This window comes from Chitinophaga sp. XS-30, from assembly GCF_008086345.1.
In the GTDB taxonomy this organism is placed as follows: domain Bacteria; phylum Bacteroidota; class Bacteroidia; order Chitinophagales; family Chitinophagaceae; genus Chitinophaga.
Genome location: NZ_CP043006.1, coordinates 5,583,819 through 5,599,358 on the forward strand (window position 1 = coordinate 5,583,819; position 15,540 = coordinate 5,599,358).

At 50.8% G+C, this 15,540-nt stretch carries 13 protein-coding genes; 4 read left to right on the plus strand and 9 right to left on the minus strand.

Translation table 11 applies throughout. The features are described from left to right. Positions 1-62 precede the first annotated feature (62 nt). From FW415_RS22335 to FW415_RS22345, 3 genes are all read left to right on the plus strand, one after another. The gene (locus FW415_RS22335) at positions 63-1,868 is read left to right on the plus strand and encodes a RagB/SusD family nutrient uptake outer membrane protein (RefSeq protein WP_148389336.1); all 1,806 of its coding nucleotides are present in this window, start codon (positions 63-65) and stop codon (positions 1,866-1,868) included. A 154-nt stretch (positions 1,869-2,022) separates the two neighbouring features. Further along, a complete protein-coding gene (locus tag FW415_RS22340; RefSeq protein WP_148389337.1) occupies positions 2,023-2,721 on the plus strand; it encodes a DUF3823 domain-containing protein in 699 nt (232 codons plus the stop codon). A 97-nt stretch (positions 2,722-2,818) separates the two neighbouring features. Beyond that, positions 2,819-3,781: a metallophosphoesterase gene (locus tag FW415_RS22345; protein WP_148390047.1), complete on the plus strand. Its 963-nt coding sequence runs from the start codon at positions 2,819-2,821 to the stop codon at positions 3,779-3,781. Between the two features lie 65 nt (positions 3,782-3,846). On the opposite strand, the gene FW415_RS22350 is transcribed toward FW415_RS22345, so the two are convergent. From FW415_RS22350 to pafA, 3 genes are all read right to left on the minus strand, one after another. After that, complete coding sequence (locus FW415_RS22350; RefSeq protein WP_148389338.1) at positions 3,847-4,509, minus strand: hypothetical protein; 663 nt, start codon at positions 4,507-4,509, stop codon at positions 3,847-3,849. 60 nt (positions 4,510-4,569) lie between these two features. Beyond that, on the minus strand, positions 4,570-5,346 hold the full coding sequence (locus FW415_RS22355; protein ID WP_210420774.1) for an enoyl-CoA hydratase/isomerase family protein: 777 nt from the start codon (positions 5,344-5,346) through the stop codon (positions 4,570-4,572). A 191-nt stretch (positions 5,347-5,537) separates the two neighbouring features. Next, on the minus strand, positions 5,538-7,190 hold the full coding sequence (gene pafA, locus FW415_RS22360) for an alkaline phosphatase PafA (RefSeq protein WP_148389339.1): 1,653 nt from the start codon (positions 7,188-7,190) through the stop codon (positions 5,538-5,540). A gap of 137 nt (positions 7,191-7,327) precedes the next feature. On the opposite strand from pafA, the gene FW415_RS22365 reads away from it, so the two are divergent. Beyond that, complete coding sequence (locus tag FW415_RS22365) at positions 7,328-8,569, plus strand: pyridoxal phosphate-dependent aminotransferase family protein (RefSeq protein ID WP_148389340.1); 1,242 nt, start codon at positions 7,328-7,330, stop codon at positions 8,567-8,569. Between the two features lie 73 nt (positions 8,570-8,642). Here FW415_RS22365 and FW415_RS22370 read toward each other — a convergent pair whose 3' ends face one another. From FW415_RS22370 to purL, 6 genes are all read right to left on the minus strand, one after another. Beyond that, positions 8,643-9,533 (minus strand): DMT family transporter, encoded by an 891-nt coding sequence (locus FW415_RS22370; RefSeq protein ID WP_148389341.1) that lies wholly within the window; start codon positions 9,531-9,533, stop codon positions 8,643-8,645. Then, complete coding sequence (locus tag FW415_RS22375; RefSeq protein ID WP_148389342.1) at positions 9,530-9,916, minus strand: nuclear transport factor 2 family protein; 387 nt, start codon at positions 9,914-9,916, stop codon at positions 9,530-9,532. The genes FW415_RS22370 and FW415_RS22375 overlap by 4 nt, the downstream gene beginning before the upstream one ends. Before the next feature lie 41 nt (positions 9,917-9,957). Next, positions 9,958-10,710, minus strand: coding sequence for an N-acyl homoserine lactonase family protein (locus FW415_RS22380; RefSeq protein WP_148389343.1), 753 nt, complete (start codon positions 10,708-10,710; stop codon positions 9,958-9,960). Positions 10,711-10,743: 33 nt separating this feature from the next. Further along, a complete protein-coding gene (locus FW415_RS22385) occupies positions 10,744-11,598 on the minus strand; it encodes an SDR family NAD(P)-dependent oxidoreductase (RefSeq protein WP_168208949.1) in 855 nt (284 codons plus the stop codon). 69 nt (positions 11,599-11,667) lie between these two features. Next, on the minus strand, positions 11,668-12,507 hold the full coding sequence (locus FW415_RS22390) for an AraC family transcriptional regulator (RefSeq protein ID WP_148389345.1): 840 nt from the start codon (positions 12,505-12,507) through the stop codon (positions 11,668-11,670). Positions 12,508-13,307: 800 nt separating this feature from the next. Next, positions 13,308-15,527: a phosphoribosylformylglycinamidine synthase subunit PurL gene (gene purL / locus FW415_RS22395; RefSeq protein WP_148389346.1), complete on the minus strand. Its 2,220-nt coding sequence runs from the start codon at positions 15,525-15,527 to the stop codon at positions 13,308-13,310. Between the last annotated feature and the right edge of the window lie 13 nt (positions 15,528-15,540).

Below are 15,540 nucleotides of genomic sequence, written 5' to 3' on the forward strand. Positions count from 1 at the left end.
AGGCTCTGTATGACAAACATCCGAGGCTCCATCCGACCCGAAAAAAAATAAAAAATAAACGGATGAAAAATAAAACAAGACTGGCAGGCTTCACACTGCTGCTTTGCATAGTGTTCCAGTCATGCCTGAAAATACTGGACAAAAGTCCGTTCAACATTCTGCCGGAAGATGAGATACTGTTAAGTGAATCCGGTGTGGAAGCCTATATGGCAAGCCTGTACAACCTGTTGCCGGTTGAGGACTTCAACTTCAGCCCCCGGGCGGGTTTCAACGTATGGAACTCCGGTACTTTCCTGAGCCACCTTACGGAAGAGGCACTGGCCAGTTCCGGTGATGCGCAGACCACCATCGGGAATGGTGAATGGCTATCCTACTGGCCTTACAATGGTGTGCGCAACGTCAACAACCTGATCTCCAAACTGCCATCCGCCAACCTTTCCACCACCGCCAAAAACACCTTCATGGGCGAAGCGAAGTTCGTGCGCGCCTACTACTATTTCGGCATGGTAAAACGTTATGGCGGTATTCCCCTGATCACACAGGTACAACAATTCACGCCGGGCGACATTGCATCTTTACAGGTGCCGCGCAATACGGAAAAGGAGATCTATGATTTTATTGCGAAGGAACTGGATGAAGCCGCGGAACTGCTGCCTGCCGTGAATGGAAAAGGTAAAGCCAACAAAACCACGGCATGGGCGCTGAAATCCCGGGCCATGATCTATGCGGCATCTATTGCAAAATACGGAACTCCGGACCTGGATGGCCTTGTAGGTATTCCGCCGGGTGACGCCAACACTTACTGGACAGCCGCCTTCAATGCCGCGGAAAAAGTACTGGAAGACACCCGCTACGCACTTTACAACGGCCGGCCGGACAAAGCGGAGAATTTCCAGCAGCTTTTCCTGGACCAGAATAACAGTGAAGTGATCTTTGCCAAATACTTCGTATATCCTGAAAAAGCGCATTCTTACGACCTGTGGAGACTGCCCTTTGCGGTCCGTTCACCTGACGGCTACGGCTCCAGGGAAGGCCCCACACTGGAAATGTGCGAAGCTTTCGAATATGTGGATGGTACGCCCGGCACCCTGAAGCTTGTGGACAACAGCGGTAATCCCATTCACTATGCCAACCCCGTGGATATCTTCGCAAACAAAGACCCGCGTTTCTTCGCCACCATCCTGCATCCGTTCGCGGACTGGCGCGGAACCGCCATCGAAGTGCGGGCCGGCCTGATCGACGGCGGCGCGGAAGTGACGGCGGGAAATTACAACACGCTTTACAATCCTGCTACCCACCAGATCGATAACGTGAACGGCACCATCCATATCATCGGGCTGAACGGCATTGGTGGCGGAACGGAGCTGTCGCAAACAGGGTTCTACATCAAAAAATACATGAACCCGGCCTATGAACGCTCTACCGTTCGTGGCTGGACCTCCACCCAGGCCTTTATCGATCTCCGGCTGGGCGAAGTGCTGCTGAATTATGCAGAAGCGGCCATTGAACTGAATGACGTTCCTTCCGCCAAATGGGCCGTTAACGAGATCCGGGACAGGGCCGGCATCCGGCTGCTCAACGATGCAGAAGTGACACGCGACAGGGTGCGGCATGAAAGGATGGTAGAGCTGGCCTTTGAGAGCCACCGCTACTGGGACCTGCGCCGCTGGAGACTGGCAGACCAGGTACTGAACAACACCTCTTTTTCCGCCATACTCCCTTACCTTGACCTGGATGCGAACGCCTACATCTTCCGCAGAAAACCCGTGGGCTACGCCAAAACGTTCCACGCAAGGATGTACTATGAAAAGATCAGCAACGGGGAAAGAGAAAAAAACCCAAACCTGGAGCAGAATCCGAATTATTAAACCGTCAGCAGATCATCAGGATGAAACTTGGCATGATACATTTTATCACACCGAATCATGTTAATGCGAGGTTTATCTCGAGTATGTTTAAATCTTATTGGGCTCGATGCATCTTCGATGTCATCTGACCCGTAAAAAAATAAAATATTAACGGATGAAAACAGGAATATTTGCTTTGATAACATGCGGGATATGGATGCTGCTCGGCGCATGCTCCGACCTGGACAATTACGACCCGCCCACCGGCACCATTTACGGCCGGCTGATAGACGAGACCAGCGATGAACCGTTCGAAACGGAACAACCGAACGGTTTCCGCATCCGCTACATAGAACAGGATTATATCAATCCCAACGTTGCTGTACAGAATTTTCACGGCAAACCGGACGGCAGTTTTGAACGGGGTTATGTTTTCCCCGCTACCTACAAGGTGATGCCGATAGAAGGGGCTTTCTTCCCGCTGACCGATACGGCCACCGTGACCGTTTCCGGCAGAACGGAAGTGAACTTCAATATCATTCCCTACCTTCACCTGAACGCTACGGCAGAAGCATATAACGGCAACAATATCATCGTGCGGTACAAGATCTCCCGCAGCCTCGCCGGGCCGAAGATCATGGAAAGAAAAGCCCTCTGCTCCCATATCCCTACCGTGAACAACACGGTATGGCTGAAACAGGCGGCTACAAACCTTTCCCCGCTCAGTGATGAAGCAATACTGGCGGAAAATTATATTGATACCATCAAAGCGCTGGAAACCGGCAAGACCTATTACATCCGAGCTGCGGCCAGAACGGCCAATGCCAATAACCGGTTCAACTACAGCAAAACCATTACCATCACGCTTCCATAGTTTGCAAACGATAGATATGATCCAACAGTTTCCAAAAAGCATAACCCGGGCAAAAAAAAGCCCGGGCTATGCTTTACTTCTCCTTCCGCTTTTCATCATGTTTTCCGGCTGCGCCGCGAAACCTTTCCGCCTTGTATTGCTGCCGGATACACAAAGCTACAGCCGCGCTTATCCTGCCATCTTTCATGCCCAAACGGAATGGATCGCGCGGCAGGCGGACAGTATCGCCTTCGTGCTGCACCAGGGAGATATCACCGATGACAATGTACCCGCCCAATGGGAAGTAGCCCGCGCCGCCATGCAAAAAATGGACGGCAAGGTGCCTTATTCCTTCGTGCCGGGCAATCACGACCTCGGCCGCAATTCAGACGTGCGGGATTCGGAGCTGCTGAACCGGTATTTCCCCTATGATCATTACAGTCGCTTGCCCCACTTCGGCGGTGCATTCGAACCCGGGAAAACGGACAATACCTGGCATACTTTCTCCGGCGGCGGAAAAAAATGGCTGGTATTATCACTCGAATTCGGGCCACGCAACGAAGTGCTGGAATGGGCCGATACTGTTATAGCCGCACATCCGCGCCACCTGGTGATCATCAACACCCATGCGTACATGTATTCTGACAGTACGAGAATGGGAGAAGGAGACAGCTGGCTGCCGCAGGGTTACGGGCTGGGGAAAGACACCGGGGCCAAAGCCCCGAATAACGGTGAACAGATGTGGGAAAAGCTGGTCAGCCGCCACCCTGGCGTGTTGATGGTCTTCAGCGGCCACGTATTGCATGGCGGAACGGGTACGCTGATCAGTGAAGGCAAACATGGGAATAAAGTGTACCAGATGCTGGCGAACTACCAGCAGGGCGTAAAAGGGTCGGAGAACGGCGGGAACGGATTTCTGCGGATACTGACGGTGGATGTAAAAAGGAAAGAGATCAGGGTACAAACCTATTCTCCCTATCTGGACCGTTTTATGACGGATGCCGGGCAATCATTTATTTTTCGGGAATGTTCGATTCAGGTAAAAACAAAACTGCCTCAAATTGTGCCGCTGATCCGCTAATGGCGTTACAATGCGTTACGCCAGATGGGATACCGGTCAATTTGAGGCAGTTTGTTTTTATATTTTTAACCCCTGATCTTTTTCAATTCCTCCGCGGTGATCTCCTTATACCCGCCCGGCACATCAAATACCGATGCGGGAACGGGGCTCAGGTCCACTTTCGTAGCCACCGCCCTCATTTTGGAGCCAGCCCGCATAACGATCTCATATTCCAGGGGAATGCCCTTTAAATTCACAAACCGGCTGTTATAGCCTCTGTTCTCCGGCACCAGGTCGATGGTATAGAATACTTCGAAGGTTGTGCCGTCTTCCATTTTACCGATAGCCTTGCGGCATTTGTAGCCGGCTATTTCGCGGACCTCTTCCTGGTCGGTAAACTGCGTGGCCTCATATTTTTTCATCTCCGCTTTATACGCTTTACGGTCGCTGCGGATCAGGTATTTGTCGCCATGGATATCCATCAGTGTGATGACGGACTGCTCCCTGGCATTAATGAGATAGATGTAGTTCACCACATTGAAAGTCATGTCAATTCTGCTGCGGTCTCCCCGGATGTACTGCACCATATGGCTGCCGGCAAGCATAGCTTCCATCTGGAGCTGCTCAGGCGGCATTTCGATGGTATAGGTGATCCGGGCATCCGAAACGGTACGCTGGGCCAATAGCGGCGCTCTAAGGCCTGTTAAAAGCACCATCAGCCATCCCCCTGTTCTTAACAATTTTCGCATAATGGTTTCAGTTAATTCATAGGTATGTGTGAAAATTCTGTGCCAAATGTGCTAAATCCGCTACCACGCTGGTTTTGACTTGCCCAAAAAGGCGCCAATTCCCTTGCGGCAGTCCGGGTGCTGCCGGGTTTCCGCATTGATGCGTGCTGCTGATTCCAGTGCTTCCGTCAGGGACTGATCCAGTGCGGTGCGAACCAGTTGCTTGGTGACTTTCAGGGAGTTGGCGGATGCATCCCGGCAAAGGTCATTCGCCAGACCGTCCACAAAAGCCCGGATATCTCCGGCGGGAACAATCCCGTTGATCAATCCGTACGCCGCAGCCTGTTCCGCCGTGATCAGCCCGCCGGTCAGCAGCAATTCCCTGGCCCTTCCCTCGCCTGTTTTCCTCACCAGGAAAACGCTCACCAGCGCCGGCACAAACCCTATCCTCACTTCGGTATAACCAAACTTTGCCGTGGGTACGGCATAACTGAGGTCCGCTACGGTGGCCAGCCCGCAACCTCCGGCAATGGCATCCCCTTCTATCTGCGCGATCACGACCTTTTCCAGGGTATAGATCTCCTGCATCAGCAGCATCAGCTCCCGTGAATCGGCCAGGTTCTCCTCAAAATTGTTTTGCTGCAACTGTTGCAGGTATTCCAGGTCCGCCCCTGCGCAAAAGGCTTTGCCATTCGCTGCCAGCACAATCACTTTTACGTTTTCATCCGCCTCCGCTTTTGCAAAAGCTTCCCGTAATGCGCGCACCACCTCGCCGTTGAGCGCATTGCGCTTGTCCGGCCGGTTAAGGGTGATGGTGGCGATCCTGTTCCCGGTATGATACGTTACAGCAGACATCATCCAAATGTAAGTGAATTATTTTTATTGCATAAAGCCCTGCGCAAGTGTCTGTAAACTAGCGGCTGATCAAAAAGAAAAATGAAGACTTTGAGGATTGCCTGAACGGAGACAGGTCTTCATCAGGCACCCGAATAAATCAGGGGCTGACCAAAAAATAATGGCCAGCCCCTGACAAGTATTATTCCGTGCAATTATTTGGTTATTTCTTCGATCACATGACCAACGTTGCCATTAGGCATTTGTATGCGAAGCATCGCCGCAATGGTGGGCGCAATATCCGTCATCCCCATGGTGCGGTTGGATTTGCCTTTCTGAATGCCCCAGCCCATCCATACCAGCGGGATATGTGAATCATAGGGATTCCAGAGGCCGTGCGTGGTGCCTGTGGCGCCGCCATCCAGCCACCCGGGGTGGAGCACCACCATAATATCGCCGCAGCGCATCGGGTAATAGCCATTCGTTACCATGGTTTTCTGCGGCTCAGGTAAAGCCTGAGCGCCCAGTTTCTGCAGGTCGAACGCATTGGACACGCCGGGATATTTCAGGCATTCCTCGATGATGAGCGCCTTGATCTCTTCGGCCTTGCCGGAAGCTTTCAGCTTCTGCTGATCGAAGGTGAACTGATAATTATATGCAGCGGTGAGGACTTTTTCCACACCGAACTCCTTTTGTACTGCTTCATTCAGCGTTTTCATCATGCCGCTGCCTTTCCAGATGCCGTTCGGGAATTTTTTCTCTTCCAGGAAACCCGGCACATGGCCCACGCCATGGTCCGCCGTGATGAAGAAAAGCCATTGCCCTTTGCCCACATGCTGGTCCAGGTAACTGAAAAAACCCGCCAGGTCCTTGTCCAGCCGGAGATAAGTATCTTCTATCTCGATGGAATTAGGGCCGTGCTGATGACCGATATAATCTGTGGAAGACAGGCTCACCGCCAGGAAATCCGTGAAGTCGCCTTTTCCGAGCGCATAGTTATCCAGCGCCTTTTTGGCAAATTCCAGCGTAAAGGTGTTCCCGTAAGGGGAAGAAGCGAGCACACCGAAACCGTCGCCCATGGTGCCTGCCAGCACATGCGGGAAAGCGGCGTTTTTCGCCCCTCTGAAGCGGCCTTCATAGGGTTTATCGTCCTCCGTGCTTTGCTTGTATGTTTCAATGGGATACAGGGTATTCCAGGGTTGCGACAGGTATTTTGCCGGCAGCCGCTGTGCATTGAAATCGCTCACCCAGGAAGGCAGTTCTTTCATGTAATAGTCGCTGGTAACGAAGTTACCCGTAGATCCGTCATACCAGTAAGCAGCATTGGCGCTATGGCCTGCAGGCAGAATGGCGCCGCGGTCTTTGATCGCAATCCCCACCACTTTGCTGCGGAAATTGGTGGCCAGGCGCAGTTCATCCCCGATGGTGGACACATGCATGTTGCGCGGGCTCATTTTTCCGGCGGAGGATGGCGTTCCCACGGAACGGGCGCTGGTATCTTCCGTGCAGTACATGCTGCGGCCCAGCAATTTGTCGTACCAGTTATTACCGGTGATCCCGTGAACAGCGGGAACGGAGCCGGTGTATACGCAGGTGTGGCCGCAGGCGGTGTAAGTAGGCATGTAATTGATGAAAGTGTTCTCACAGGAAAATCCTTCATTCAAAAGACGTTTGAACCCGTTACTGGTGTAACGGTCAGCGTAGCGGTAAAGATAATCCCATCTCATCTGATCTACGACCATTCCCACCACCAGTTTGGGGCGGCTGATCGCCTGTGCGCCCTTTCCGTTGGCAGATCCGGCTTTTTGTGCAAAAGCGGCAGATCCCAACATCAGTAAGGTGACAGTCAGAAATTTAATACGGCTCATATAAACTATTGGTTTGTTCCTTAATTTACATTCTCTTTCAAGACAGAAAAAAAAGATCGGTAAAAGTAACCTAAGTTTACAAAAAATAATATTTTAATACCTTTGTGGGCAAATTTTAATTTCATTTTAATTATCACATGGACATATTCGAGAAACTGCTGAAGCATATGGGTCCGATCGGGGAACACTCCAACAGGGCTCACGGTTACTTCGCTTTCCCAAAGCTGGAAGGCGAGATCGGCCCCCGCATGACATTCCGGGGCAAAGAAAAGATCGTCTGGAGCCTGAACAACTACCTGGGGTTGGCGAACCACCCCGAAGTACGATCGACCGATGCGAAGGCCGCGGCGGACTTCGGACTGGCTGCACCCATGGGCGCCCGCATGATGAGCGGTAATACCAATTATCATGAGCAACTCGAAAAGGAGCTGAGCGACTACATGCAGAAAGAAGACACTACCCTCCTGAACTATGGTTATCAGGGTATTATGAGCGCTATAGATGCCATTTGCAACCGCCGGGATGTGATCGTCTATGATGCCGAATGCCACGCCTCCATCATCGATGGCCTGCGGCTCCACCAGGGGCACCGCTATGTGTTCAAGCACAACGATATCGATGACTGTGAAAAACAGCTCAAACGCGCCGTTGAACTGACTAAAACCACCGGTGGCGGCATTCTCGTCGTAACCGAAGGTGTATTTGGCATGGCCGGGGACCAGGGCAAACTCAAAGAGATCGCCGCGCTGAAAGACCGGTACGAATTCCGCTTCCTGGTAGACGATGCCCACGGTTTCGGCACAATGGGCAAAACCGGCGCCGGTACAGGGGAAGAACAGGGCGTTCAGGACAAGATCGACCTGCTGTTCAACACCTTTGCCAAATCCGGGGCCTCCATCGGAGCCTTCATGAGCGGCGAAAAAGCGATCATCAATTACCTGCGCTACAACATGCGCTCCCAGATCTTCGCCAAATCCATCCCCCTGCCCATCGTGATCGGCCACCTCAAACGGGTGCAGCTGATGCGCCAGCAGCCGGAAATGAAAGCAAAACTCTGGGAAAATGTCAATAAACTGCAGCAAGGCCTCCGCGAAAGAGGCTTCAACATCGGCAAAACCAACTCACCGGTAACGCCCATCTACCTGCAGGGAGATATTCCCGAAGCCACTGCCATGTGCCTGGACCTGCGCGAGAACTATCATATCTTCTGCTCCATCGTGGTGTATCCCGTGATACCCAAAGGACAGATCATCTACCGCCTGATCCCCACTGCCGCGCATTCGGACGAAGAAATAGCACTGACGCTGCAGGCATTCACAGAAACAAAAGCAAAACTGGACCAGAAAGTTTACGCCGTAGCGGAAATTCCTATGGTATAAGTTTTTTATTAGAGCATGGGCGTATCGAAATGATCGATACGCCCATGCCATATATTCGCCCCGCCATCCCGGTTCAACCGGTTTTCCCCGGTACTGCCACCCCCGCCCTCCGTTGCGATATCAGCAACCCGGTCAGTATCAATATGCCGGAAATAATATGAAAACCTTCTATTTCTATTCCGAACATCATCCCCGTTACCGCCGTTGAAAGGGGAACCATATTCATAAAAACCCCGGCCCTGCCGGCACCAAACTCTCCAACTCCTTTATTCCATAAAGCATAGGTCAATGCTGTTCCGGCAAATCCGAGGACGATCGCAGCTATCCAGAACCTCTTGCCGTAATCCGCAGCGTGGAAACCAGTAAAAAAAGGGGAAACGATCATAAAAGCAACCAGGCACACCAGGCTGGTCAGCAACGTAAAGTGACCATTGGGCAACTTTGAAGCGTACTTATTTACCCAAATATGATAAGATGCGGACAGAAGCATGGCTGACAACACCAGCAGATCTCCTTTGGAGAAAATAATATTCTTCACGGCTGTTAAATTACCCCCTGCAAGCAGGTATAGTACGCCGATCATTCCAAAACACGCTCCCCATGCCTGCCGGGAATTTATTTTTTCTCCGAGGAAAATATACGCCAGGCCTAGGGTAGCCAAGGGGCTCAGGCTAACGATCAACGATGCGTTCATGGATGAAGTGAATTTCATTCCCCAAAACAACAGTACATTAAAACTGAATAACCCCAGCACACCAACTGTTAAAATGCCGCTGCAATTTTGCACAAAACCTTTCCAGGTCAACCCTGCTTTTCTTACACATATGAATAAAGCTCCTGCTCCAAACAAATAGCGCCAGAACCCGGCTTCGATAAAATGCACATCAGCCAGCAGTATTTTCAATAAATGGAAATTAAGTCCCCACATGAACGCTGGCAATAGAAGATATGCTATCGCTTTCATCCCGCTTTATGTTCATGATAAATTTTCGAAACGATCTTCCATTCGCCACCTATCCTGATCAGCAGCAGAAAATCCGTGTACACGACCTTCCCGTCAAGCAGCAATTCAAGCATCACATGAGCCTTGTCTCCGGCAATTGCCACGGTTTTAAATACGGGTACAAATGCAACGGAAGAATAGTCAAAGTCCTTGTTTTCCAGCCTTTGTTTCAGCACCTCCTCCCACATATCCCGCGTGAACCTGAAGAACGACCCGTCTTCCTGAATGTTGATAATGGAAAAATCGGGATGGAAAATGCTATTGAATGCCTCCAGATCAGTTTCATTAAACGCTCCATGGACATATTTTTCACTGATGACTTTCTTTAATGCTGTTGTTCCCATTTTATTGTTTTGAACAAAGGGTTAAAAGTTAATATCAGGGTTTATTGATAATATTCGGGAGAAAGCTTCAGGGTATCAAAGCGCGCTTTGTCGTGCTGTATCCACAACTGAGCCTGGTAGAGTTCCACCAGCTTCCCGACTTTTTCAATTGATGCCAGACTGTCCTCCTTATTGGTGTTGAACACAGGGACGCCTTTTTTCTGATAGTTGTCCGCATAGTAACTTATATCCCCGGAGATCAGTACATAACCGGTTTCCTTTAATTTCAGCAGCAGGGATTGATGGCCGGGTGTGTGACCGGGAGTGGAAATAAACCGTATGGCGCCATCGCCAAACAAATCGAAATCACCATTGAGTTTGATGGCCTCCGATTGTTTCAACACTTCGTAATCACCAAAATTATGCGGCTTTTTTTCCTGATGAAATGCGAGGTCGTACTCCTTTTCCTGCATTATCAGCCTGGCCGATTTAAAGTAACGGGCATTTCCGGTATGGTCATTATGCACATGCGAGAAAGCAAAATAATCGATATCATCAGGCGCTACTCCCAGTTCGTGCAATTGCTCCAGCACCGTTCTTTTCATCTTTAAATGAAATATCCAGGCCTCTACCCCTTCGGGACGGTGCACCAATTCATCGGATAATCCCGCATCCCACAGGAGCCAGCCTTTGGGATGTTGTACCAGGAAAACAGGGTTTGCCAATTCGATCTCTCCTTTATCCGGAAAACCATCATTGAGTTGGGAAATATCCCTGCAAATGATATCTCCGGCATATAAAACGTATAATTTCATCTTGATCTTTTTATAAGAATTTTTAACCGCGTATCAGAATCCGTAGGCTTTCATCTGCTGCTGCGCCAGTGCTGACAGGTCATCCGCTACTTTCCGGGCAAAAACTTCCCCGGATATCTGATCTACAGGGTTTCTCAACGGGCGGGTCCCTTTTTCCATGTCAATAAGCTGAATGATCTTGCCCACTACAGCCCGGGGATCAGGCTTTTTCTCCTGGATGGCCTGATAGACCGCATTATTGGCATATTCCGCCATCTGTTCCGCCATTCCATTATACGCGCGGGTTACCTCGGGCAGATCCGCCTTTATTCCGGCTTTTTGATAGAGTTCCGTGGGGAATGAACCTGGTTCAACCAGTATATTTTCCACCCCTTGCTGAATAAGCTCGGCATATGATCCTGTCACCAAAGCCTCCAGTGCAAATTTTGAGGCGCAATACACGGCGTTTAACGGGATGGAGAAGAAGCCCAGCATACTGGAGAGGTTGATAATCAACCCTTCCTGCTGCTTCCTCATAGCGGGCAAAACAGCCTTCATCAAACGCAGGGGAGCATACACATTGGTATTGAACAGCTTTTGGACCTGTGCTATGCTATGCGCTTCCAGCAATCCGCCGCCGAAAACACCGGCATTGTTAACCAGGATATCGATCGATTGGTATTGCTCCAATATCCGGCTGGTGATGCTATCGACCTGTTCATCGCTGGTGACATCAAGCTCCGCCAGTGAAACATTGGGAAGTCCCGCGAGGTGGGCCTCTACCCCATGGCCGAGATCGCCGATGCTGCGCACTGACGCGATAATGTTATACGCTGATCGGGCGGAAAGCTGTTCTGTGAGGAGTTTTCCAAAACCGGAGCCGGCCCCGGTGATTAAAATAGTCTTCATACCTGAATACATTTTTGATTCCGGCATAAAGCTATGGAGAAAGGGTACGGGGGCTTTGTCTGGAAAGTCTTATTTACTTGTCTGTAAGGACTTGCTGAGCGTTGATGGATTAACTCCGAATTGGCTTTTGAACGATTTGCTGAAGTGCGCCAGATCTTCAAATCCGCTTTCTATGTAAACTTCCGAGGCTTTGCGCCGGGTAGTGCTCAACAACCGGTAAGCATGCTCCAATCGTCTATTTTTCAACCATTTGGCAGGGGTGGTATTAAAGGTGGACCTGAAATCCTTTTTAAAAGCGGAAATGCTCCTCCCGGATCCTCTGGCAAACTCGGCCAGCGGTTTGTTTTCCAGGTAATGGAAATTCATGTACTGAAACAGGTCCGCATTGCTCTTGACGGAGAAATGCGCCAACTGGTGCGCCAGTGCCGCATCTGCCTGAATGACGCCTATCAGCGCTTCCGTTGTCTTTAACCGGGCCAGTTGGCTGTCCATTTCCAGTTCCGCTTCAAAGAACGGCTGTAATGACCGGATGAAATGGTTTAAAACCGGGTTGGGCGCTATACCGATGATGTTTTCAGAGAGCGGTCCCTGGTTGGCAGCGGATGGGTATCGAAGGTGATGCAGCGCATCGGTAACGATGTCCTCCTGGAAAGTAAAAACAATGCTCGAAAATTTAAGATCTCCGTTGTCCCAGGTTTTTGTAATGGTCGCGGGGGTATATTTTTTGAAGAGAACAAACTCCCCTTTTTTGAAACAGTTCCCGGCATTGCCCTGCTTTACTTTTAACATGCCTTCCCTGATATAGGTGAGAAGGTGGTTTGAGGGATATATGTCCAGTATCACCTTTTTCTCTCTTTCGTGGGAGAGGATGATCCTGTTGTTGTTGTATGAAATGATCTGGTTATTCATTTGTACAGATTACCTGGCCCTCAAATATACGAAACGCGCATGGTGGCATCCGGTAAATGCTGGCAGGTTTTGCGGAAAAATTACAGACGGGAGGTACCCTGGCGGGCCGGAAAAGGATATATAAAAAAAGAGGGCTGATGGTTAGTCAGCCCTGGCAAACAAATCGTTCTTTCACTAGGTGTAATACATGATCTCAGAATCGATCGTTCAGTAGGACATGGTAATCTAAAAAGTTAAGGTCATCATAGAACATGGAATACCATGATTCCACAAATACCTTTATATCAGTCAGTTTTAATAAATGTCGTAAGGGGATTCAAAGATAGCGCCTGCTCACAGCGCCTGCTTTTCTCGAAACAATATTCTCGTTATTCAATGTTAACCAAAAGTAACGTAGTTCTACGTATCTGCCATCACACTAATGTTGTATTTTGTTAACGCGGTGTTAAAATACATTGAAAAGCTTCGATACGATCATGCTGTCCACTTTCCCGGGGGGCATTGATCCTGCCCGATTTAGCTTAATTCGCGAATGGAAGCAAAGCGAAAAAATAGCACTATCGTGACTTTCCGGCGATATCGTTCATTAACAATTTCGGGCACGGATTCACACAATCCATTAACAATTGAAATAGCCGCTCCGCACATTCTTTCACAAAAGTTATCCACACTGCTTTGATTTTCACCGTAAACGCCATTACGGGGACGGAAACAACCGGTTCAACATGCACGTAAGGGTTATTGCATGCATAAAAAAAAGCAGCCGGAAGGGGCTGCTTTTGCTATTTACAGTGATCTGATCACAGGTGATTCTCCAATGCGGTATCATATTTACCTTTCCATTCTTCCACAGCGCCCCAATCCTCACCGTCCACCACGAGGGTTTCGGTAGTGACGGTACCTATTCTTTCGTACCGCACGGAATGGTCTGATGCATCTACAAGGCCATGCAGCAGTGCCTCGAATTTCTCCTGGTCTGCCGGATTAACGCTCACCACCACGCGGCTTTGCGCTTCTCCGAACAGGTAGGCATCCTTGCGGAATGCGCTGTTGGTGGTCACGTCAAAACCGGTTTTGCCGGCCATGGCGCTTTCCAGCAGGGTAATGAACAGGCCGCCCTCGCTAACGTCGTGGGCGGACTGGATAAGGCCGGCCTTTATCAGTTTCGTAATGGCTTGCTGCAGCTGGAACTCTTCTTCCATGCTGAAGTGCGGAGCGGGGCTGTATTCCACTCCCAGCAGCTTGTGAAGGTATTCGGAGCTGCTGATATCGTTATAGCTGCGGCCAACGAGATAAATGATATCTCCCTTCTGCCGGAAGCCGAGGGTCATGCGCTGGTCCATGGAATCCAGCACGCCCAGCATGCCGATGGTCGGCGTGGGATACACCGGGCCGTCAGGGGACTGGTTGTAGAAACTCACATTACCGCCGGTAACCGGGGTATTGAACTTGCGGCAGGCTTCTCCCATGCCTTTGATGGCATGTACGAACTGGAAGTACACTTCGGGGTCGTAGGGATTGCCGAAATTCAGGCAGTTGGTGATGGCTACCGGTTCGCCGCCGCTGCACACGATGTTGCGGGCGGCCTCGGCTACGGCTATCTGCCCCCCCGCATGCGGGTCGGCATATACATAACGGGAGTTGCAATCTGTTGTAACAGCCAGGGCCTTGCGGGTGCCTTTCACGAGCACAATGGCCGCATCGCTGGGGGCATTCGTGCTGGCATTGGCGGTACCTACCATACTGTCGTATTGCGTGTACACCCAGCGTTTGGAGGCTATATTCGGCAGTTGGGCGATCTTTTCCGCGATGACCTTTGCCTGGGTGATATCCGGATAGTCCTGGATATCGTATGCCTTTATCTTCCCGAAATATTTCGGCTCAACATAGGCGCGGTGGTACTGGGGAGCGCCGCCGCCCAATACCAGGCTTTCCGCCGGCACTTCAGCTTCCAGTTCCCCGTTCATATAAAAACGCAGTACGGGTTCTTTGGTAACTTCCCCGATCTGCACGCAGTGCAGGTCCCATTTATCGAAAATGTCCAGCACTTCTTTCTCGCGGCCTTTATGCACCACTATGAGCATGCGCTCCTGGCTTTCGGACAGCAGCATTTCCCATCCTTTCATGTTCGCCTGGCGGGTGGGCACTTTATCCAGGTGGATATTCATGCCATGTTCGCCTTTGGCGCTCATTTCCGCGGTGGAGCAGGTGATGCCTGCAGCGCCCATGTCCTGCATGCCTACCAGTGCACCGGTCGTTACCACTTCGAGGCAGGCTTCCAGCAGTTTCTTTTCCTGGAAGGGGTCACCTACCTGAACGGCCGGCAGGTCCTTCGCGCTTTCTTCCGTGATGTCGGCCGAAGCAAAGGAAGCGCCGCCGATACCGTCTTTACCGGTAGCGGAACCAACGATGAACACCGGGTTACCGGGACCGTATGATGTGGCGGACACCATGGTGCCGACCTTCAGCACGCCAACGCTCATGGCGTTCACCAGGGGATTGGTGCTGTAGCAGTCCTCGAAATATACTTCGCCGCCAACGGTGGGCACACCAAAGCAGTTGCCGTAGTGGCCAATGCCGTTTACCACACCTTTCAGCAGATGCTGTGTTTTTTTGTCCTTGATATTACCGAAGCGCAAAGAGTTCAGCGCTGCAATGGGACGGGCGCCCATGGTAAATATATCGCGGTGGATGCCACCCACCCCCGTGGCCGCTCCCTGAAAAGGCTCCAGCGCGGAAGGGTGGTTGTGCGATTCGATCTTGAATACACAGGCCCAGCCATCACCGATATCTACAAGGCCGGCATTCTCCTCTCCCGCTTTTACCAGCAGCCGGCCACCTTCGCGGGGCAGGCTCTTCAACCATACTATGGAGTTCTTGTAGCTGCAATGCTCACTCCACATAACTGAGTACATGCTGAGTTCTGTAAAATTGGGCGTGCGGCCCAGGATGGTCTTTATACGTTCGAATTCGTCTGCGGTGAGTCCTAACTGCTCGGCGGTTTCAACTGTAGTTTGCATGTATCGATGAAGG